This is a genomic window from Archangium sp. (assembly GCF_036388035.1).
In the GTDB taxonomy this organism is placed as follows: domain Bacteria; phylum Myxococcota; class Myxococcia; order Myxococcales; family Myxococcaceae; genus Archangium.
The window spans coordinates 1-20,660 of the sequence record NZ_DASVSO010000835.1 but is presented as its reverse complement, the minus strand read 5'-3'; the positions used below and the strand labels follow the sequence as shown (position 1 = coordinate 20,660).

At 67.7% G+C, this 20,660-nt stretch carries 22 protein-coding genes; 6 read left to right on the top strand and 16 right to left on the bottom strand.

All coding sequences use genetic code 11. The features are described from left to right. The coding region (locus tag VF697_RS34475; RefSeq protein ID WP_331101734.1) for an alpha/beta hydrolase at positions 1-694 on the bottom strand (694 nt) is incomplete at its 3' end. Positions 695-985: 291 nt separating this feature from the next. On the opposite strand from VF697_RS34475, the gene VF697_RS34470 reads away from it, so the two are divergent. Both VF697_RS34470 and VF697_RS34465 read left to right on the top strand, forming a co-directional pair. Further along, a complete protein-coding gene (locus VF697_RS34470; protein WP_331101732.1) occupies positions 986-1,384 on the top strand; it encodes an SPW repeat domain-containing protein in 399 nt (132 codons plus the stop codon). Between the two features lie 149 nt (positions 1,385-1,533). Continuing rightward, positions 1,534-1,800 carry a hypothetical protein gene (locus VF697_RS34465; RefSeq protein WP_331101730.1) on the top strand — a complete coding sequence of 89 codons (267 nt, stop codon included), beginning with the start codon at positions 1,534-1,536 and terminating at the stop codon, positions 1,798-1,800. Positions 1,801-1,841: 41 nt separating this feature from the next. Here the strand turns inward: VF697_RS34465 and VF697_RS34460 are convergent, their stop codons facing one another. Next, the gene (locus VF697_RS34460; protein WP_331101728.1) at positions 1,842-2,438 is read right to left on the bottom strand and encodes a hypothetical protein; all 597 of its coding nucleotides are present in this window, start codon (positions 2,436-2,438) and stop codon (positions 1,842-1,844) included. A gap of 196 nt (positions 2,439-2,634) precedes the next feature. Between VF697_RS34460 and VF697_RS34455 the strand changes: the two genes are divergently transcribed. From VF697_RS34455 to VF697_RS43610, 3 genes are all read left to right on the top strand, one after another. Further along, a complete protein-coding gene (locus VF697_RS34455) occupies positions 2,635-3,501 on the top strand; it encodes a hypothetical protein (RefSeq protein WP_331101726.1) in 867 nt (288 codons plus the stop codon). A 191-nt stretch (positions 3,502-3,692) separates the two neighbouring features. Then, positions 3,693-4,673: an alpha/beta hydrolase gene (locus VF697_RS34450; RefSeq protein WP_331101724.1), complete on the top strand. Its 981-nt coding sequence runs from the start codon at positions 3,693-3,695 to the stop codon at positions 4,671-4,673. A gap of 191 nt (positions 4,674-4,864) precedes the next feature. After that, a complete protein-coding gene (locus VF697_RS43610; RefSeq protein ID WP_414641387.1) occupies positions 4,865-5,230 on the top strand; it encodes a hypothetical protein in 366 nt (121 codons plus the stop codon). 181 nt (positions 5,231-5,411) lie between these two features. Here the strand turns inward: VF697_RS43610 and VF697_RS34440 are convergent, their stop codons facing one another. Genes VF697_RS34440 through VF697_RS34385 form a run of 12 tightly spaced genes read right to left on the bottom strand, consistent with a single transcriptional unit; the run spans position 5,412 to position 18,061 of the window. Then, entirely contained in the window at positions 5,412-6,053 is a 642-nt protein-coding gene (locus VF697_RS34440; protein ID WP_331101722.1) for a hypothetical protein, read from the bottom strand. Then, positions 6,050-7,984: a hypothetical protein gene (locus tag VF697_RS34435; RefSeq protein WP_331101720.1), complete on the bottom strand. Its 1,935-nt coding sequence runs from the start codon at positions 7,982-7,984 to the stop codon at positions 6,050-6,052. The genes VF697_RS34440 and VF697_RS34435 overlap by 4 nt, the downstream gene beginning before the upstream one ends. After that, positions 7,984-8,829 carry a hypothetical protein gene (locus VF697_RS34430; protein WP_331101718.1) on the bottom strand — a complete coding sequence of 282 codons (846 nt, stop codon included), beginning with the start codon at positions 8,827-8,829 and terminating at the stop codon, positions 7,984-7,986. Before VF697_RS34430 ends, VF697_RS34435 begins: the two co-directional genes overlap by 1 nt. Then, the gene (locus VF697_RS34425; RefSeq protein ID WP_331101716.1) at positions 8,819-10,825 is read right to left on the bottom strand and encodes a hypothetical protein; all 2,007 of its coding nucleotides are present in this window, start codon (positions 10,823-10,825) and stop codon (positions 8,819-8,821) included. The genes VF697_RS34430 and VF697_RS34425 overlap by 11 nt, the downstream gene beginning before the upstream one ends. Beyond that, the gene (locus VF697_RS34420; RefSeq protein ID WP_331101714.1) at positions 10,826-12,664 is read right to left on the bottom strand and encodes a hypothetical protein; all 1,839 of its coding nucleotides are present in this window, start codon (positions 12,662-12,664) and stop codon (positions 10,826-10,828) included. Continuing rightward, complete coding sequence (locus VF697_RS34415; protein ID WP_331101712.1) at positions 12,664-13,290, bottom strand: OmpA/MotB family protein; 627 nt, start codon at positions 13,288-13,290, stop codon at positions 12,664-12,666. Before VF697_RS34415 ends, VF697_RS34420 begins: the two co-directional genes overlap by 1 nt. A 3-nt stretch (positions 13,291-13,293) precedes the next feature. Continuing rightward, positions 13,294-14,004 carry a MotA/TolQ/ExbB proton channel family protein gene (locus tag VF697_RS34410; RefSeq protein WP_331101711.1) on the bottom strand — a complete coding sequence of 237 codons (711 nt, stop codon included), beginning with the start codon at positions 14,002-14,004 and terminating at the stop codon, positions 13,294-13,296. Between the two features lie 10 nt (positions 14,005-14,014). Continuing rightward, the gene (locus tag VF697_RS34405; protein WP_331101710.1) at positions 14,015-14,644 is read right to left on the bottom strand and encodes a tetratricopeptide repeat protein; all 630 of its coding nucleotides are present in this window, start codon (positions 14,642-14,644) and stop codon (positions 14,015-14,017) included. Further along, positions 14,641-15,603 carry a hypothetical protein gene (locus VF697_RS34400; RefSeq protein WP_331101709.1) on the bottom strand — a complete coding sequence of 321 codons (963 nt, stop codon included), beginning with the start codon at positions 15,601-15,603 and terminating at the stop codon, positions 14,641-14,643. The genes VF697_RS34405 and VF697_RS34400 overlap by 4 nt, the downstream gene beginning before the upstream one ends. Continuing rightward, positions 15,594-16,784, bottom strand: a complete 1,191-nt coding sequence (locus VF697_RS34395) for a hypothetical protein (protein WP_331101707.1) — start codon at positions 16,782-16,784, stop codon at positions 15,594-15,596. The genes VF697_RS34400 and VF697_RS34395 overlap by 10 nt, the downstream gene beginning before the upstream one ends. Then, a complete protein-coding gene (locus VF697_RS34390) occupies positions 16,781-17,422 on the bottom strand; it encodes a hypothetical protein (protein ID WP_331101705.1) in 642 nt (213 codons plus the stop codon). The genes VF697_RS34395 and VF697_RS34390 overlap by 4 nt, the downstream gene beginning before the upstream one ends. Before the next feature lie 21 nt (positions 17,423-17,443). Further along, a complete protein-coding gene (locus VF697_RS34385; RefSeq protein WP_331101703.1) occupies positions 17,444-18,061 on the bottom strand; it encodes a hypothetical protein in 618 nt (205 codons plus the stop codon). 310 nt (positions 18,062-18,371) lie between these two features. Here VF697_RS34385 and VF697_RS34380 point away from each other — a divergent pair, with 310 nt between their 5' ends. Beyond that, entirely contained in the window at positions 18,372-19,784 is a 1,413-nt protein-coding gene (locus VF697_RS34380; protein ID WP_331101702.1) for an MFS transporter, read from the top strand. 7 nt (positions 19,785-19,791) lie between these two features. Here the strand turns inward: VF697_RS34380 and VF697_RS34375 are convergent, their stop codons facing one another. Beyond that, entirely contained in the window at positions 19,792-20,529 is a 738-nt protein-coding gene (locus tag VF697_RS34375; RefSeq protein WP_331101701.1) for a DUF5953 family protein, read from the bottom strand. A gap of 22 nt (positions 20,530-20,551) precedes the next feature. Further along, a partial coding sequence (locus tag VF697_RS34370; RefSeq protein WP_331101736.1) for a DUF6310 domain-containing protein occupies positions 20,552-20,660 on the bottom strand: 109 nt, incomplete at its 5' end.

The window sequence follows — 20,660 nt, the reverse complement described above, 5'->3', positions numbered from 1 at the left end:
TGGAGCCGCCCTCCTCGGGGTCCAGGGTATGGGAGGCGTTCGGCAGCCGGGATGCCAGGGTGGCGCCGAAATCGGGGGAGTGGACCGTGCTGGTGTCCGCACCGCCGTACCAGAGATCCACCGGCACGGTGATGCGTTCCGGCTCCACCGGCCACGGACCGAGGGCGTTGACGAGATCTCTCGCGTACCCCCGCGCGCCCTGTGCGAAGCCCTCTCGCAATGCCCGCTGGTAGGCCTCGCCGAAGTGCGCATCCAGGTACAGCTGCCGATCGCGCTCGGCACTCATTCCGATGATGAGCTGCCACAATCCCTCGGGCGTGGCCATTCGCGCGAAGGCCTGCTCGAACCCCCTGGCGTCGTGCTGAACGGCGCGGAGCATCCCCGCCACGTCTGGATGGAGGAGCGGCAAGATGCGTGGGTGGGCGAACTCGTCCTGCCCCGACACGATCGCCACGGCCTTCACGAGGTGATGCCCCGCGAGCGCCAGCGCGAAGGGCGCGCCCTGGGAGAAGCCGACGGCGGTCACGTCCCGCAGGTCCTTCGCCGCGATGAGCTCCCGGATGTCTTCCACCCAGGAGGACAGGGTCTTGTCCGGGTGCGGGTCGCTCGAGCCCAGGCCAGGCCGGTTGATCGCGATGAGTCTCAATCCCAGCTTCGGCAGGTCGTTCGCGCCGAAGCCAAGCCATCCGCTCATCGCGGCTCCGGTGCAGAACAAGACGGGGAGGCCCTCGACGGGTCCCCACTCGGACCAGGAGAGCGCACGACCCTCACGCAGCCGCATCGCCGCCTGTCGTTCAGGCGGGGTCACACCTTCGTTCATGCCAGGAGCCATGGTCACCTTCCAGCACGGGCGGAGCAAGAAGGCAGTCTGGCATGGAAGCAGGCGTGGCATCGTCTTTCAGGCCAATGCCGCCGGACGTGACCATGCCCAGGCTCCCTGACAGCACATGTCCACTTTCGGACCTGGTTCAACGAGGCCTCTCGCATGAAAGCCCCTCTGTCCCCCCGGATTCATGGCTACATCGATTATGCCGCCGTGGCCATGCTCGCGCTGGCGCCCACCCTGTTCGACTTCTCGGGGTTGCCGGCAGTGCTCTGCTACGTGCTGGCCGTGGTGCAACTGGGCATGAGCCTGCTGACCGCCTACCCGCTCGGCGCGGCCAAGATCATCCCCTTCACCGTCCACGGGAGCATCGAGGCCGCTACCTCGATACTCCTGGTCGTCGCGCCCTTGCTGTTCGGATTCTCGGACGTCCGCTCGGCGCGCAACTTCTTCATCGTCTCTGGAATCGCGCTCTTCGCGGTCTGGCTCACGACCAATTACAAGGCCGCCGGTCGTCCGGTGCATGGCGACGTGGGCGTACGCCGTCGGGCCCACGTCTGAGCGGTGAGCAGCCTGGAGACGAGGAACGTCGGGCGCCTGGCCTCTTCGTGGAGCCAGGCGCACCGCGTCGTTGGTCCGCATGGAGGGAATCCACCGGCGTTGATCCCCAGGACAATGCGGCTTCTGCCGCTGGATGACAGTTTGCCCTCATGAGCCTGGCGATTCGGAGAGAGAGCGAGCGACGTGAGGTGGACGCCGCCACCGGTCGGCGGTGGGTGATCGTGGGAGCCGATGGGCGAGGGTGGTACGTCCAGTTCGGGAGCGGTCGCAAACTCGACCGGTACTCCAACGTGACCCAGGCCATCCACCGCGGGCGCAAGCTGGCGCACCAGCACAAGCCCGCGGGCCTGGTCGTGCGCTACCTGGACGGTGTGGAAGAAGAGTCCTGGTTTGGGGACAGCGAGGACCATGACTGAGCCCTCCGCCAGGGCGCGAAGCACGCGCGTTTCAAGAATCATCAAGGCGCGTTGGGTTCGAGCCTGTCCTTGAGGTACTGGTCCACCTGGGATTCCAGCTCGCGGGCGACGGAGGGGGCAACCCGGGAGAGGATCTGCCATTCCAGCTCCAGGTCCCGGACGAGCGTCGGACGGACGTAGGAGAGCGGGTCTCCCTGGATCATCTTCTGCACGCCCGTTGTTTCATTCGTCCGGAAGGAGGCGGGGTGGGGCGCGGTCCGGCCGATGGTGGTGTAGCTGATACGGTACGCGTTCAGCACGAAGCGCCCGTCGTCGAGCTGCTTCCCCATGACGAAGTGCCGCTCCCGGACCGCGCCGATGTCGAGGCTCTCGTCGAACTTCGCCCGCCAGGAGGTCCGCACATACTGGGGGTCCGTACTCGGCAGGATGAGATACCCCCGCTCCTTGAGGAGCTCACGGGCCACCTCCAGGAGTTGCTCGGAGGGGAGCCGGTAGGCGACGTAGGCGGCGCTGCGCTCGAGCAGGTGCTTGCGCTCGGTGGCACAGCCTGTCACCCCCAGGAGCAACAGCCCGAGAAGTACCACCGGAAGCAGGGCCCGGGTACGTGGTTCCTCTGACAGCCGGCGCGACGCGTACATCCAGTTCTCCTGACGTGGATGAAGCGGGATGCAGCTGGAACGTGCTGGCGAGCCCTGCATATCGGGGGAGGCGATCGCTTGCCTCTCTCCAAGGGGGACGGGCAGGGGGCTTCCCTTCTACGAGGCACGGGTCAGGGCCTAGACTGCGGCGCGCCCCTTTGGCGTGGGGCGCTGTCCACAGGTGCATGAACACGTGATGAATCTCCAGAAGAAGCTGGTGACGCTTGCCGCTGGCGTGGCTCTTGCCGCATCCCCGGGGGCGGCGCATGCGCAGCAACCCATCGCGCAGCAGCCCGTCATGCAGGAACCGGCCGCCCCGCCGCCGGTCACCCCGCCGCCAGCCACGCCCAAGGCGTTCCCAACCTTCACCGCGCGCCGGATGGTCCTGCCCGAGCGGGTCCTGCTGCCGTACTCGAACCTGCTCGTCGTGCCGGCCTCGACCCCCGAGGGGAGCACGAGCGTCGGTTTGAACATCGGGATGACGTATGGCCTGGGCTCGGGCTGGATGGTGGACGCCCTCTTCGCGCCCCTCAAGCTGGCCTCGGCGTTCAGCTACGGAAACCCCGAGCTCGCCGTGACCCGGGAAATCATCCGCTCCACGCCCTTCGAGCTGAGCGTGAGCACCCGGGTCCAGTTCCGCTCAACCCCCACCGAGGGCGGTCTGCTGGGTGGCTTCGAGCTGGGCGCGCCCATGTTCTTCCGGCTGAATGAGCGCTTGCGACTGGACGTGGCGGCCTACCTGCCCTTCGGTGTCTCGAATCAGCCCACCGGCGCGCTCGGCGTCACGCGGGTCGGCCTTCGGGCGCCGGTGACCCTCTACTACCAGTTCCACCCCAGCTTCCTGGTGGGGATGGGCTCGGGGTTCAATGCCCGGGAGCTCAGCAACGTCGTGGAGACCTTCGCCGTGCCGGTCAGCTTCAACCTCGGCTTCAGCACCACCATCAACGGCCTCTTGCTGGACCTCTTCCCGTACGTGACCCTCCCGGCCTTCTATAGCCAGGCCGGGGTGAACGCGAAGACGGTGGCCGTGGGCCTCTACGTCGACGTCGCCCGGCGCCTGTAATCCGGTGAGGGTGTGCGGGTTCAACTCCCGTCCGACCGGCCCATGGTAAGGCCGCTCCGGCTCTCACCCCGCATCGCGAGGTACTCATATGCGCATCCCTTCTTCTCTCTCTGCTATCCCTGCTTCTCCTTCTCCCCGCGTGTGGCCCGACTGCCACCTGGCGGTGAGAGCCCACCTGAAGGAGCAGAGACATGAAGCGATCCTCGAATCCGTTTCACCCTGACCTGCAACGCGCCGCGCGCTTCATGCCGAACGTCACGGTGACCCGGTCGGTGCTCGCCGTGATGCGGTTCCTCACCCGCCTCCTCCCGACGCCCCGCGTCCCCGAGAACGTGGCCGTGGAGGACGTGCGGGTGCCTGGGCCCACGGGGGCTCTGCCGGTGCGCGTGCGGACCTATCGGCCCCGGACGGTCCAGGGACCGACGCCGGCGCTCCTGTGGATTCACGGTGGCGGATACGTCCTCGGCCGGCCGGAGATGGATGAGCTTCTTTGCGTCGACTTCGCGCGCGAGCTGGGCATCCTCGTCGTCTCCGTGGACTACCGGCTGGCACCCGAGCACCCCTTCCCGGCACCGCTGGAGGACTGCTACGCGGCGCTGCGGTGGCTCTTCGCCCAGGCGGGGGCGCTCGGCGTCCTCCCCGAGCGCATCGCCATCGGCGGAGCGAGCGCTGGTGGGGGGCTCACGGCGGCGCTGGCTCAACTGGCGCACGACCGCGAGGAGGTCCGGCCCGCCTTCCAGCTGCTCGTCTACCCGATGCTGGACGACCGCACGACGACGCGCACGGACCTCGACGGCACGAGCCACCGCGGCTGGAATCAGGGCAGCAACGTGTTCGGCTGGCGGGCCTACCTGGGACGCGAACCGGCTGGCGCGCAGGTGCCAACGCATGCCGTGCCCGCGCGGCGCGAGGACCTGTCGGGACTCCCTCCGGCCTGGTTGGGCGTGGGCACCTGCGACCTCTTCCACGACGAGGATCTCGCGTACGCCAGGCGCCTGGAGGCCGCCGACGTGCCGTGCGACGTCGTCGTGGTGCCCGGCGCCTTCCACGGCTTTGACGTCATCGCTCGCGGCGCCGGGGTCACGCGCGACTTCCGTGGGGCCTACACGGCCGCGCTCCGCCGAGCCCTGTTCCCGGCGCCTGGCGTCGCGGAGCTCGCGAAGTCGAGCTGAGCGGGTTCGATTCCCGCCGCTTCCAATCGAGCAGCCCGGCACCATCATCCAGTTCGACAGTGACTCGAAGGACTCGTTTGACACCTCGCGCCTTACGAATCATCGGACACCCTACGGCGGTCACTTCTAGTCGACTGGAAGCGATGTAATAAAATGTAGTCAACTTCTAGTCGACTAGAAGTGGAGGCATCGTGCGCCCCCTTTGCCGCCAGGGCGCTGGCTATCCCCGAGAGCCCCGCCGCGTCCTCTTCTGCTGTGGAATAGCCGGGCCCTCGGAGCCACCCCGCGCCACTCACTGTCCGAGCGAATTGGGTGTCCGTTGGGCGAGGCAGCTCGGTGACGGCACTACGACTGAGCGCAATGCTCCGGTGCAGGTGCAGGGGCTCTCCGGCGCCACTGGCGTCGCCGCTGGTATTGCGCACACGGTGGTGTCGAAGAATGACGGCACCGTCTGGACCTGGGGCTCCAACGCGTTCGGCCAACTCGGCGATGGCACCACGCCCAGGAGCGACAGCCGAAGCATCAGCCCTGTTCAGGTGCTGGACCTGCAACTCTGACATGAACGCGTAGGCGTTCAGCGGAAGAGGCAAGGCTGCGGCGACGCGGCGTGCGGTCCGTCATCGGGCTCGACGCTACCGTCGCCTCGGATGTGGACGACGCTGACGCCCGCACGCTGCAACACCGACGTGACGAGCAGGCGTGGATGGCATGATGGCTCGGCGAGCATCTGCCGTCGAATCAGAACTCAATCACGAGGCTGATGCGATTGGGCAGCACCTGTGCTCGCGGTGCGCTCAATCGGTACGCGGGGCTGGAGAGGACGCGCACGACACAGTCGCGCTGCTCACGCTTCAGCTCCGCGCCTGGACCCAGGGGCTCGAGCTCGTGGTCCGCCACCGCGCCGCTCTCCGGGTTCACCGAAGCGGTCCAGCGCAACACGCCGGGCCTGTCCGTACCCGTGAAGCACTGTGCGAGCCGGGGGCCGCGCGCCGAGACCTGCAGGCGAAAGTCGTCGAGCCAGGTCGGCGGCGCTTGCGCCTCCCCCAGATAGCTACCGCGCGGTTGGGGTTTGACCTGGACCCGGAGCGGTTCGCGCCTGGGCGGCGGGACGGGCGCGGGAATCTTCGGCTTTACCTCGGGCGTCTCCTGCACCACGGCCTTCACCGGCGGTGGCGCCTGCTGGCACTCGCAGCGCATCAAGCAGGCGAGGAGCAGCAACGCCAGGAGCACCGCGCGACGCACGCGTCGGCGGAGCCTGTCGCGGCGCACCTCGGGGAGTTGCCGCACACGCTCGCGCGCCTGTCGTCGCATGAGCGTCAGCGAACGGCGCAGTTCCTCGCGGCGCTGGCGCAGCTCTCGTCGCAGCTCACGCGGCGTCATTCGGTGAGCCTCCAGCCGAACACCAGCGTGCCCTTCGCGTCCCGCCACTCCACCGGTCGCAGGGAGAGGGGCGTGAAGGCCGAGGGTGCCTCGGTTTCCGAGGTCCGGAACGGCCACGGCAGCGGATCCGCGGGAGCCAGCCGGATGTTGCCAGCGAACGCCTCATGGCGGGGCGACAAGGAACGGGCCCTCCCCCCCGTCGATGTGTCGAGGTGGCTCAACCCCTCGAGGATGGCCTGTGCACGGGCGATGAGTTCTTCCGCCGTGCGGACGTGCGCATTGCTCCCTCCCGCCTTGGCCACGAACAAGTCGAGGACACGAAGGACGAGCTTCAGCAGGGGAACGTTCGCCGCGCGCACGTCCGCGTCCTCGGTCTCGAGTTGCTCCAGGAGTTGCCGCACGAAGCGCAGCGTGAGGTAGGGCTCCTCGGACGCCGCGTCGCGAAGCTGCGTCGCCAGCTCTCCCACCTTGCCCTGAGCGAGCAGCCGCAGCCGTGCCACGCGCCCGTCGAACGCCCCACCGCGCCGGGCGCTTGCCACCACCTGCTCGAACGAGCGCTCATCGCTCCGCAGCGCGGCCCTCCACACCAGCTCCTCGATGACCGGGTTGTACTCCTGCCGCGGCACCAGGGCCTTCAGCGTGGCGATGACCTCCTCGTTGGTCTCGTAGCGCGACAGCACGAAGGACAACCACCGCCGGGCGAGCGCCAGGGTGACCGCCGACTCGCGAGACTCCTCCGCCGTCGCCATCGCGTACGCGAACGAGCGCAGCGCGTCCTGCATCTGTCCGGACTCGAGGAATGCGACGCCTCGGTGCAACGCGATGATCGACCGCTCCCGAAAGCCGGTGCTGGGCTCGAGCTCGAGCAGCCGCTTGCCTCGTTCACCCTCGATGAGCACCCCGCGCTTGCTCGGGGTCTCGCTCGCGTCCAGGTAGCCGACCCACGACTCCAGCTCCTCGCCTGCCTTGCGCTCGATGAGCGCGTCGATGATGTCGACCACGAGCCGCTCCAGGGCTCGCGCGTCCTGGGCCAGGGGCCGCGCCTGCGCGAACAGATAGAGGCGTCGCTGACGGTTCAAGCTCAGCCACTCGTCCGCCCGCCAGGTCAGGCTTCGGCGCAAGAAGGCCGCTTGCTCCGAATTCTTCGGCCACGCCGTGGCCGCTTCACGCACCTCGCGAATCCCCTCGCTGGAGACGCCGGCGCTTCGGGCTCGCCATGCCGCCGTGAGGCCCTGTTGACGGGCGTCTCGGGCCCTCAGCCGCACCAGTGCGAGATCGAGGTCGAAAATGCGCGCCTCCACCGCGGCGACACTCTGGACCTTCTCGCGCACCAGGGTCTGAAGAGACAGCCGCAGGAGCCGACGCAGCAGCAGCCCCGAGACGAGGCGATCCTCGAGGTCATACCGGGGTAAGGGACCCGGCTCGAACTGGGGCATCTGACCCGACTCGAACATCGTGAGGTAGGCCAGGAGGCACGTGCCGCGGAAGAAGCTCACCGAGCGCAGCTCCGAGGTCGAGAGGACGTCGTTGAGCGAGATGAACCGCTGCTGACGCCCGACCTCGAAAGCCCCAAAGGGGGGCGGTACCTCGGGCGGCGGACCGTTGACCATCGCCTGGGTTACCCAGTTGTGCAGCGCCAGCGGCCACAACCCCGCGCCCCCCTGATCGTCCTTGAGCAAGCCGTCCTGACACAGCCCACGACTGCCCAGCGCGGCCCACACGACGGAGCGAAACTCCTCGTCGTGGCTCCCGCGCTCGCCCTGGTTGGCCAGGCTGTTGCGCAGCAACCAGAGCTTGAGCACCTCCTCCGGCCGCTCCTCCCGGAGCGCCAGGCGCGCATTGTAGAAGACGAGGGTCTGATTCGAAGGAGGCTCGCCCGCCACCGCGGCGGTCGCCAGGGTGAGCGCGAGGAGGGGAACGGCCCAGGACATCAAAACGCCCACCCCGCGCCGAGACTCAGCTCCCACCACCAGCCAAGCCCGGAATTGGTGGCTCCAGAGAGGAGCGGCAGCGCGATCAGGACGCGCGGAGACAGGAAGCCACCGCTCTGAAAGTAGACGTCGAGGGACAAGCCCGTGAGGAGGCTGTATCGCGCGCCATCGAGCTGCATGCCGGGCAGCCGTGTGCTCTCGAGGTTTTCGATTTCCAGCTCCGACAGCGTGGGCGCGAAGAGCGACCTGGCGGTGTCGCCGAAGCTCGCGCCGGCCAGGGAGCCCGGGTAGAACAGGTAGCGCAGGCCCGCGTTCGCCGAGAACACCAGCTCGGTCGCGGGAAAGAAACCCGGCCGTGCCGTCGTCACCCCTTCGGCGAGCGGGTAGCCCAGGTTGAGGTCCAGCTCGAAGCGGCTGGGACGCCCGGCCTGGCGGTAGGGCGTGAGTGCCAGCTTCTCCGTGCTCTCACTGCCCCGCGTGAACACCCGGGTGATGGCGAGGTCGCCCAGGAGGCCCTTGATGGGCATACGAACGAACCCGCCCAGCCGAGCGCTCCTGAAGTTGTTGAGCTCGAGGAGCTGACTGCCCACCAACCCGACGCCGACCCGTGTCTGGCGCCAATCGAAGCGCACGGCGCGGGACGCTGTACCGATCATTCGCTCGGTGAGCACCTCGAATGGCGTGCGGTAGCGATCGAGCGTCGTGTCCTCCTGCCCGTTCCCGGAATCGGCCGCCGGCTCTTCGTCGCCGCGAGTCGGCTGCGTGGCCTCGTCGGCGGGCTCCTCGGCGGCCAGAGCCGTCCGCGGCAGCGCCAGACAGGCGATGAGGAGCACGCTACGGATCATGTGGAAAGCCTCCGTCGGCCGGAACCGGGTAGCGCGGGCGGTAGCACTGGTTGAGGTAGCTCGCTCGGAAGCTCATGGTGACGTTGTAGACGCCGTCCGAGTCGAAGGTGGGATGATGGCAGAAGCGAGTGCACTGCAAGAGTGTGTCGTCGAGCGGGAATTCATCCGCCAGCCACATCTCGGCGCCATACTCTGTCGTGTTCTCGGCCGGAATGCCGAAGGGCACGGTGAGCGAAAAGGCGCTGGCCGCCCCCGCGATGAAGACCTCATATTGAAGGCGCGTGACAAAGGGGAACTCCCAGCGCAGCCCAAGTGCATAGGCCGGTTGGGGGGTCGCCTCATGAAGCGCGGGCAGCGCCTCCAACGGCAGGGGGCCAGGGCTCAACGGGGAGCGAAAGACGACGTAGGAAGCGCGCGGGTTACCCGACAGGCAATGTGAAAAGACGTCGCTCGGCGCCGCCGTCAGGGTTTCATTGTTGAAGAAGGTGATGAGTCCGAAGTCACCGACCTGGATGTTCTCCGAAATCGGCGTGCGCTCGGGTGCCAGGAACTGCAAATCGAGCATGTGGCCCGCCTGCGCCTCGGAATACTTTTCGACGAACCTCAGGTACTGCGCACGGGTGGGGAGGATGGGCAGGTTGTTGATGCGAAACGGCCCCAGCTGGATGTCGGGGATGTCCGGCAGCAAGGGACAGGAGTGCTGCGACTGGTTGGAAATCTGGTCGAGATCATCCACGTCGAGGTTCGCGGGGCACCAGAGCACCAGATTCTTGAGCGGCGCGCGCCCGAGCGTGTGGGCGAAACTGTCGAACACGAAGGCGCCGCTCACCCGTGGCGAGCTCTTGTCTCGCTCGAAGGTGAGTGTCTGCTCCAGCGCCCGCTCGATGACGTCGGCGAGCTTCCCGCTCGGCTCGTCGTGATGAAGGGCCACGGTGAGCACCATGTCCCGTCCCTGGGCGCGGACCTCGTCGATCCGCGCGCGAAAGCGAGCCGCGAGCTCGGCGGCGAAGCTGGTGGCGCGCCAGTTGTCGATGCAGATTTCGGGCGCGCCCGCGAGCAGGAGTCGCTGCACCTGTATCGACTCATGGGGCTTGGAGATCGTCCTCTCACAAGGCCTCAACAGAAAGCCGATGGCGGTGTTGGTGCGGATGGGGCTGTGCAGGGCGGGGAAGGCGGGGCGAACCTCGGGGTTCTTGCGCGCCAACGCCACTGCTTCGAATGTGCCCTTGGCGTCCGTCACGGTCGCTTGAGCACAGACGGCAGGTGAGGTAGAGGCCGACACCGGCAGCGCGTCGCCACCGAATATCGCGCGCATCGAGGTCTCGAGCGGTGCCCAGCCCAGCGGCGTCAACGCCTCGGGGCAAGCGGAGGCGAACGCGTATCCATAGGGATTGCCGTCGGGCGGCTGAGCCACATCGCCATGCCGCGGGTCGGCGATGCGGAAGGTGCGCCGCAACCCCAGCTCTTGCACCTCGTGGTTGCGAAGGGTCGGGAATTGGTGGCGGGCACGCCACTGCACGTGGGTGTTGTTCTCGTCGAAGACGCCATACACGACGAGGCTGCGGCTCTTGTGGGGCGGTCCCCTGCCGACGACGTTGAGTCTCGTCGTGGGGGAGAGGGTCATCTCCCCGTCGCGGTGGTAACGCAGGCGAATCCCCACCTGTCGCGGAACGCGCTCCACGCGCAGGCTGGTGCTACCGCACCGGCCCGTGCTGCCACAGTCGACCGGCACGTGCGTATGCACGGTGCTGAGCTGGGAGAGGGGCGTCCAGGGTTGCTCCACGTCGTCGGTGCGGTAGGAGACCTCGAGCTGACTCTCGGGCCCGAAGCCCTGCTCGGCGTTGGCGCGATAGAAGATGAAGAGCGTCTGCTCCTCCTCGAACCAGGCGGCGTCCGCGAGCGCGAACCGCGCCTGGATGTCCGTGAGCGGCACCTTGTCGCAGGAGGCGCAGGCGACGACCACCAGGAGCAGACACGTGCGGCCGAGGGTATCCATTCAAGCCACGATCTCCGAGAACGAGACCTTGCCTCGCGCCACCAACTTCTTCACCGCCGACACCAGCTCGTTGTGACCGCGCTGCGCTACCCGGGCCTGGTCGGCACGAGAGACAAACGCCTGATTGGCACGTACGGCTGCTTGCATCGTGGGCGCGAGCCGGCTGATGAAGCTCTCCTGCCACGCCGGATTCTGCACGGAGGACCAGCCGGCAAGTCCCCTGACGTCCACTTCGAGCAGCATGTCCGCTCGAAGCTCGTTGGGCAGCTTGAAGAGCATGTCTGGATAGAAAATGTCCTCGTACCAGCGCGGAAACACTCCATTCGAGCGCTGGAGCGCGCTCGTGAACAGGGCCTGGCGCTCCTCGGCGCCAATGTGCGTGAACAGCGCGGAGAGCGCTCCCGCCGCGTCGAACTCGCGCCCTCGATCGAGGATGTCGTGTGGCGCCGGCTTGGGGGCGGGCGGCAATGGCAGTCCCGCCCGCGCGGCGTCCAGCACCTCGAAGAGGTACCCCCGCTCTTCCTTGGAAATGCGGTTGGACACCAACAGCTGACTCGCGACCTGCGAGCGCAGCTCGGACGACAGGGTGCGCGCCAGCTCCTGCTGGCCGTCGGTGGGCACCAGGGCGAAGAGCAGCGCCCCATACCGCGGCGGCAGCTTCTCGAGCAGCTGGGTCACGCCGACACTGCCGAACTCCTCGCGAAGGCTGCGGTAGATCTCCGCGTCGGACTGCGCGAGCAGAGACGACGAGATGGCATGTTGGTTGAGCTTGCGGAAGAACTCGGCGTCCGAGGGCAGCTGCGCCTGGTCCAGGTTTCGCAGGTACTCCGCGAGCTCCACCTTGCGGATGGCGAGCTCCCCGTCCGAGGAGAACGCCAGGGACAGCCGGTCACCAAAGACGAAGATGGCCTTGGCCAGCAGCTCGAACTCTCGCGCCTTCAACCACTCGCGCATCAAGTCCACCACGCCGCCCTCGTCCTTGCCCAGCTCGGCCTGGGCGATCCGGTCGGTCCACACCCGTTGCTGCTCGGTGACGAAGGCGCCCTCTGTGCGCTCCTCCTCCGAGGGGCCCTGGGGGGCCGCGGGGGGGTTCTCCGGCACGGGGGCAGCGGCCTCCTGGGCGTCGTCCGACTTGCCGAGCGTACCGGCCGCCAGCTGCGCCAGCATCGCCTTCTCCTCGAGCGACTCTCGCCCGAGGCGACGAAGCGCCCAGATGATGATCAGGGTGGCCAGGGTGGCCAGCACCAACGCGATCATCCACGAGAAGTGCGGAAGCAGGCTCACCCACAGCTCGCGCAGCGCCACCCCCGCTTCCCACTTCGCGGGTGGTTCAGGGGGTGGGGCGGGCGCGGGCGGAGGCTCCACGCGTGGCGGCGGGGTCGGCTCCGGCGACTCGCTCAAGCTCGTGGAAATGGGCTCGAGGATCTGGCGTCCGACCGTCACCTGGAGCCAGCCCTTCGACAGCCGCTGCTCCAGCCGCCGGACGAGCGCCTGGACGTCGCGGGACGAGACGGATTTCTCGTGGGCGAAGTCGCAGCGCGCCTGGGTGAGGTACTCCTGCGGCGGCACGCTGCCGGGGCCTTCGGAGTGGCCCAACCCAGGCAGGGAGGAGGAGTGCGGCATGTCGACCACCACGTGGTCGCGGTAGACGCACCCCTTGGAGACACAGCGCTCGGGTGCGCAGTCGCGCGCCAGCGCCAGGTCGAACTGGCTCTCGAGCGCACGCAGCTCCATCAGCACGGGCGAGGGAATGTGCTTCTGCGGCACCGGGGTGGCGTTCGTCTGGGCGAGGGCACTCAGCGGCAACGCGAGTGCGAGGAGGTAGACGAGGGTTCTCATCAGTAGATTCTCACGATGACGCGGCGGTGCCGGGCCAGACGCTCCTCGGGGCTCAACCCCTTGAGTTGCTCTTCGGGCAGCGGCTTGGTGTCGGCGTAGCCCTCGACGCGAATCCGCGCGCGCGGGACTCCGACATCCTCGAGCCGCTGCCTCACGACGATCGCGCGTGCGCTGGAGAGCTCCCAATTCGAGGCGAAGGGTCCTCCGCTCACGATGGGCGTGGAGTCGGTGTGCCCCTCGACCGCGAAGCCGTACTTCGTCGAATAGGGCGCGAGCACCTGCAGCATCGACGCCACGGTCTGTTCGAACTCGGGGCGCAGCTTCGCCTTGCCCGAGTCGAACACCAGCCCGGAGTTGATCGCGAGATCCAGCCCTTCGGCCGACACGCGGGTGTGCACCAGGTCCTGCAGGTGCTTGCTCGCGATCTGCGCGTCGATCTCCTTGCGAATGGCCTCCAGGCTCGCTGGGCTCTCGGCACCCGACATGCTCTTGACGATCTGCTGCATCCGGCCCTTGTTCAAATTCGCCGCCGTGAGCAGCACGACGAAGAAGAGCAGCAGGTTGGTGATCAGATCCGCGTAGCTGAGCAGCCAACTCTCATCATGCCGCTGGGATCTCCGTCGCATGACTCACGACCCTCCACGAGCGACCAGTGCGTTGACGCTCTTCTCGCAGCGCTCGAGGAACCCCAGCCTCTCATCGAGCAGTCCGTTGAGATAGTGACCGATCGGTCCCGCCACGCCCGCACCGAAGGCCACGCCGTAGAGCGTGGCGAGCAACGCCAGGGACATGGACGCGCCGATGTTCAGGTTGTCCGAGTTCATGTTGCGGAACAGCTGGATCATTCCGGTGATGGTTCCCACCATCCCGAACGCGGGGCCGAGCTTGGAGAGCATCTCCCAGTTGCTGATCGCCGGCTGCCAGCGGCTGATCTCCTCGTGTCTGAGATTCAGGAAGGCCTGGGAGCTGGCGACCTCGGGCGAGCGATTGAGGATGAGCTCCACCATCTGCTTGACCGCGGCGAAGCGGCTCTTCTCCGCGAGCGAGAGTGCTCCACTGCGCTTGCCTTCGAGCCAGAGGGTGTAGAGCTGCTCTCGCTCGGCCTCCATCTGCGAGGTGGTGTGGCCGAAGAGGCGCAGGCCCGGGATGAGTTCGCGCAGGCAGAGGATGGTGCGCAACGCCGTCGAGTTGCTGGAGCCGACCAGCACCGCCGAGGCCGAGCCCACCACCACCATCACCAGCGCGTGGGGATCGAACGCCGAGACGACCTGCGTGCCTCCGCGATCCTTGAAGCCGAACCAGACGACGAACCCCAGAACGATGAATCCGAGAATCTGCATGAGGTGTCTCCTACTTCTGCTGACGCTGCAGCTCTTCGAGCTTCTTGCGAACGTCCGGGTCGCTCTCGATCGTTTCCACCTGCTCGTAGACCTCGATCGCCTTGTCGCGCTCGCCCATCATCAACAGCAGCGAGGCCTTGGCCCGCAGAAACTCCGGGTGGGACTTGTAGCGCTGCAACACCGTCTCACACCACTCGAGCGCCAGGTCATAATTGCCACCCTTGACCGCCTCCTGCATCAAGGTGCGCGCACGCGTGATGCTCACCTCGGGCGAGCTCTCGTCGATGCGCAGGCCTCGCGCACGGTAGGCCTCGATGAGTGCCTTATCGGCGCTCGTCGGCGGCGGCGGCACCACCCGGGTGGCCGGGATGGTCTTGACGTCGCCGCTCCCCGCGCCGTGCTCGATGACGATCCGCTGTCCCGTCGAGAGGACCGGCACGTCGACCTCGGTGATGAGGTTGCCGTCGTTCCACCGGACCTTCATCACCGTCGTCGACCCGAAGCCGAAGGGCCTCATCAGCGTTCCCTCCTCCTGGAGCGCCGCGTGCTTCTGGGGCGCCGGCTCGATCAGGTAGTAGGTGTAGTTGCGTGCCGCGCAGGACACGAGGAGTGGGAGGAGCAGGAGCAGGAGCCGGTTCATGGCAGGAAGGGCAACAGGGTGAGGTTCATGAGGGAGAAGCCAACCCCGATTCGCCCGTTGGTCGACGCGGAGAGAGTCACTGCGTAGTTGGAACGGAGAATGGGCACACGCACCATGAGGACGCCCGTGAGCAAGGGATCGATGATCTGCTGCGACTCTCCCGTGATGCCGCTGAACACGGCGGTCGGCACGCTCAGCAGCACCTTGGCGCCCACCATGATGTTCAAGGCCCTGGGCACCACACGGTAGTAGGCGGCACCGACGCCGAGCACTGGGTCAAAGAACGACATCGACACCCCGGAGAGGTTGGCGTTGGTGTCGCCCCACTGCTCCGTCCAGTCGAGCGAGACATGCTGCCCCGGGTACATGGTCACGTCGATGAAGGTGTGCGTGAGGCTGTCACCTCGCGCGCGGCGATCGAGTTCCCGGGCCAGGGCGAAGTTTCCACGGGTGCGTGCCGCCTCGGTCAGCGACGGATCGAAGTTCTCGGCGAGCACGATGCGGCCGTTCTTCAGGTCGATGATGCGCAGCGACACGCCTTCGACCGTCTCGTCCAACCAGATCGCGGTGCGGGCGGGCGTGGCACTTCCGCGGCTCTGCTCGTCCAGCCGGGTGATCTCCGCCGTGCCCAGGTTGGTCGTGAAGTGCTCGAGCTTCCCCTGCTCGACGTACAGGCGAGGCGCCATGCACGCCTCGCACGAGCGCAGCGAGGCCGCGCCGAAGACGCGCACCAGTGTCGCCAGGGCCTCGGTCGGATACCAGGCCCTCGACTCCTCGAACGCGGGAGTGACGCTCACGATGATGGTGGGCGTCAGGTCCTTGGCCACGAAGGCGCCGTCCTCGAGGCGCATGGCCAGGGTTTCCTCGAAGCGCGAGAGCGCCTCCCGTGTCGTCTCGCGCTGGGCGAAGGCCGTCATCGGGAGCAAGGCGGCGAGCAGGACGAGGCGCGCTAGAAGCAAAATGACACCTCCACGCCCAGGGAGTGGAGCTGGATGAGGCCCAGGTCCACGTAGCGGCCGAGCGAAGGGGCATTGTTCATCGAAGGCAACGACTCGACGAACACCGAGGCGCCGATGCGGTTCTTGAGGCGCAACTCGAGCCCCAGCTGGACCGCGCCGAAGAGGGCTTGGGGCTCGAGGCCGAGGGCCTGCGTGGCCACGTCCTCGAGGTCGAGGACCTGATCTTGGAACACCAACGCGCTGAGGCCATGGATGGAGAGCACCGAGCCGCCGACGAAGCCGTAGAGGTCGGGACGGGTCAGCGAGGTCACCGAGCCCGAGAGAAGACGAGAGATGCGCCCCTGGACCATCCACCCCACGTGCAGCTGGGGCATCCAGCTCACGCCCAGCGAGACGCTCCCGGTCCAGGCGCGTGCCTGGGTGAGCGGGGCTTCGGCGCCCACCTGCAGCCAGAGGAAGGGGGGGACCGCTATCGACCCACCGTTTCCCGGAGCATAGCTGCGAACCCCGATACGCACAGGCACCAGGTAGAGGCTTCGTCCCCGCAGCGCGTCGAGGTACTCCTGCCGTGCCTCGGAGGCGCTCTTCAGGTGGTCCGCGGTGCGCAGCAGCGCCGCGGACGAGGTCGAGGTGGACAGGGTCTTCGCATAGACGATGGGCAACGCGGGCTCGAGCGCCGTGATGCGCGCACGCAGCACCAGCGCGGCGCCCTCCACCTCGAAGTCGAGGAAGAGGGCATGGTGGCTGCCAGAGAGCGCTCCCGCGGTGGAGAGGGCCTCGGGTTCGTCCACGCCCCGGGAGATGATGGTGCCCTTGGCCCCCGAGTGCACCACCACCGACGTACACTGCGGGCAATGCGCCAGGAGCACCCGGGTGCGCGGGTTCTTCACCACCAGGGCGGCGAAGTGGTTCTCGATCAGTGCCTGGAGCCCGCTGCCGAAGCCCACCGGCACGCTGACGTCGGCGAGCACCACGGGCGTGTCCAGGGCGAAGACGGGCTGCTCCATCCAGCTGAAGACGAGCTCGTCGAGCAGATCATAGGCCTGGAGTTGGAGCTGCCCCGCCACCTGCGCGCGCAGCGACTCGAGCTGCGCCCGGCGCGCCTCGGTGCCTGTCGGCTCCTCCGCCAGGGCGGAGACCGGTAACAGCGCGAAGGCCAGGCTCAAGAGCGCGGACCTCACCGCAGCCACCTCCACTCGCCACGCATGCACAGCCCGGCATGGAGCTGCGTCTCGCGCGCATCGACAATCATCAGCCCCAGGAAGGCGTCCTGCTCCTCGAGCACCCCCTGCGCGAAGTAGCGCGTGCAGGCGAGCGGGTAGGCCTTGCTCGCCGGCATGCGCCCAAGCACCGCGATGTCGCCCGCGGCGAGTACCGGTACCCGGTCCGACACCTTGAGCCCCCGCTCGGCGAGCTGCGTCCTGGCGGTGACGGAGATCTTCGCCGCCACCGCGGGCCCTGGGTAGAAAGCGTCCACGTGCCAGGTGAGCTCGCCGGAGCCGAGGGCGCTGGCGACCTGGGTGATTTCACCCACCGTCTGGCTCAGCGACGACAGGATGACCTCGTCACGGTCGGGTCGCTCCCCGTAGCGCATGAAGCGCCGGGTGCAGGAGAGCGCGTCGGTGACCCCGGAGGTGGCGCGAGGTGGGAGATCCGGCACCTGGTCCGGATACAGTTCGTGCGCTTGGGACTGGCTGAGGCGGGTGCACTCCAGATTGCGCGCCTCCTCCTTGCTCTGCCAGGGCCCGGCAATGGGATCGTTCGCGCGTACCCCGAAGACCGGCAGAGGCATCAGGAGGATGAGCAGCAGGAAGTCCATCGTTCTCTCTTGCGCGGGGGCTCACTTCGTCCGGGACGAAGGTTCGAGCTCGAAGCCGCGCATCACCACCGAGCGTGTGTGCGCATTGAACGCGAGCTGGCTGAGCTGGCCGTAGAAATCACGCGAGAAGTCCCGGTTGGCTGTGTCGCCGCCCAGCTTTTCAGCCTCGGAGCGGACGAGGAGATCCAGCACGCCATTCACCGCCCACACGCTGAAGCCCGAGTAGCGCACGAAGCGCGCCTGCAGGTTGTCGGAGGCGAGCAGGAAGCCGCTGGCGTCACGAATGGTGACGTCCTGAGAGAAGCTGTACTCGGTGATCGCCGGCACCAGCGTCAGCGTCAACCCGGAGAGGATCCACAGAAGGGGGCTGTTGTCCGTGTGAAGCAGTCGCGAGCGCAGGTCGATGATGAGGTCCGGCCTGGCCGCGCCTTCCTCGCCCCGTCCTGACGTTCTTCCGCCGTGCGGCACCTCGACCTCGACCTGCGCGCCCTGTGTCGTGAACAGTGTGCGCAGGCGTCGGCACAACAGTTGAGCATCCGCCGGCCCGAGGTAGTCCCCGGGGACACAACGCAGCAGCAACCGCTGGCCCTCGAAATTGGTCACCTGCGGGTCGATGATGACCGGGCGCTGCAGCGACACGAGCGGTTGGTAGACCGTCGTCACACAGCCCGAGAGCATGACCGCGAGGAGCCACGGCAGACCCGCTTGGAAACACCCGGACGCAGAATGTCGTCGACTCATGGAGATGCGGCTCAGCCACCTGGCGCCGCCGCAGAGGGCAACGGCTACGCCGAGCCATGGACATTAGCTTCTGACCAGAAGAAAACACAACGGGGGTTGGGGTGCTGATGGGCGGCGGCGAGGGCGGAGCCGAAGGCGGGAGGGCCCAGGTCGCCAGGCTCAAGGCTCCCGTCGCGCCGCTCGGCGGCTTCGGCTAAAGCGCCCGCGCATGAGCCACACCGACGCTCCGAGGACCGGGTGGGGTGATCTCCTGGCCGAGGGCCGCCTGCCGCGCTTCGCGCTGATCTGTCTGGGCGTGTGGCTCAACGCCGTCGACACCCTGGTGACGGCGACCATCATGCCGAGTGTGGGCGCCGACCTGGGCGGCTACGCCTATTTCAGCTGGGCGGTGGCCGGCTATCTGGTGGGCGCGATCCTCGCCGGAGCCAGCGCTGGCCGGCTGTCGGAGATCCTTGGCCTGGGGCAGGCCAGTGCCCTGGCGGGGCTGGTGTGCGTCGCTGGCTGCATCCTCAGCGCGGTCGCGCCGAACGTCGCGGTGTTCCTGATCGGCAGGCTGGTCCAGGGCATGAGCTGCGGCTGGATCTCGGGCTTTTCCATGGTGGCCATCGCCCTGCTGTTCCCCGAGCGCCACTTGGCGCGGGTGTTCGCCTCCGTTTCCGGCGTCTGGGGTGTGGCGACCGTGCTGGGGCCGCTCGTGGGCGGGGTGTTCGCCGAGGCCGGAGCCTGGCGGGGGGTCTTCTGGCTCTTCGCCGGCCAGGCGGCCCTGTTCAGCATCGCGGCGCTCTGGCTGCTGCGGGGCTCGACCAGGCCGGCGGGTGGCTCGGGTGTGCCATGGACACAGTTGGCGGTGCTGTCGGTGGGCGTGGGCGCGATCGCCGCGGCCGACGTGATTCCACGCGCGTGGGCGGCACTGGCCCTCGTGGGGGTGGGGATCGCCATCCTCGCCCTGGTGCTGCGGCTCGACGCGCGGGCCAAGGTGCGGCTGCTGCCGCACCGAGCCGGCGACCTTCGCACCGTGGTGGGCTCGGGCTATGCGGCCATGTTCTGGATGACGGCCGCCTCCATGGGCTTCGCCATCTATGGTCCGCCGATCTTGCAGACGCTCAGGGACCTGTCGCCGCTCTGGGCCGGCTATGTGATCGGGGTGGAGTCCATCGCCTGGACCCTCGCGGCCGTGGCGGTCGCCTCGGCCTCCGAGAAGTGGGACGCCTTCTGGGTGCGCCTGGGCGCGGTCTGTCTGGTGCTCAGCCTGGTGATCCTCACCTGGGCCATGTCGGACGGGCCGCTCGGCTGGGTGCTGGTGGGCGGGGCGCTGCTGGGCGCGGCCTTCGGCTTCTCCTGGAGCTTCATGACCCGGCGGATCATGGCCGTGCTGTCGGACGAGGACCGCGCCATCGGCACCTCGGCCACCATCGCCATCCGCCAGACGGGCGCCTCGGCGGGCGCGGCCATCTCCGGCGCGGCGGCGAACCTGGTGGGCCTGTCCGCGGGCCTGACGGCCTCGAGCGCTCAGGCGGCCGCAGTGTGGGTGTTCGCCAGCGTCATCCCGCTGGCCCTGGTCGGCGCCTGGGCGGCGTTCCGGCTCACGGGCAGCGCGGCGCGGACGGCTTCGCCTCCTTGACCGTGCCTCAAGGGATGGAGCGCCCGCCGATCTCCGGGAAGCGCTCGTAGGTCCGTTTGAGCGCGTCCAGGTGGGCGGGGTTGTCCAGGTCGAGCGGCGCATCCGTGAGCTGCATGACCCACCCGCCCGTCGCGGTGCGCCGCGCCCGTGAGAGCAAATCCGCGTCGCGTGAGGGGTCCGGAAAGCCGATGGCTCGTGCGGCAGCCTCCGACCAGTAGTTCAGCCACCCCAGGTGATGCGGAATCTCGGGCGCGAGGATGTAGTCTGGGAACTTGAGCGCTGGTAGCCCTCGTGGCGGAACTCCTGGCTTACGCACCGGATCGGTCGTCTGCCGCGAAATCTCGACGGTCGCGTTGGAGGGCGTGGCGTGCCCCCAGTACGCACGTGCGCCTTCCCCTACGGCCGCCAGCACATCCGCTGCCGCCGCAAGGCCAGATGCATGCGCTGGCAGCGACGCATGCACTTCAAGATGCGGCGGACCTTCTGCGGAAAGACCGTTCGGGTTTTCGAGCCCAAAAATCGACACAGGGTGGGCGTCATCATCGTTGCAAAGGAACGGAAGCCCCCCGTCTGTCCTGTCGGATGCGACCCACGCATCGCGGTTGGGTACTGCGATGAGGTCATCCTTCTCCGAGGTTGTCCACCGCAAGCGCAATCCAGGAAACGCACGCTCCATTCCATGAACGATAGCAAGCGGACGCCCATCATCGCCTTCGAGCGTGGGCGCGTACACGCTGATGGTCATGTCGTTTAGAGCAAACCCCATATCAACACCACTCCATCACGACAATGTTGAGGGTTCTATCCAATTTCTCAAGTGCTTCTTTGTGTGCGGCGCTTTTGACGCCAACAGCGAAGTGATAGCCACACTCCTTG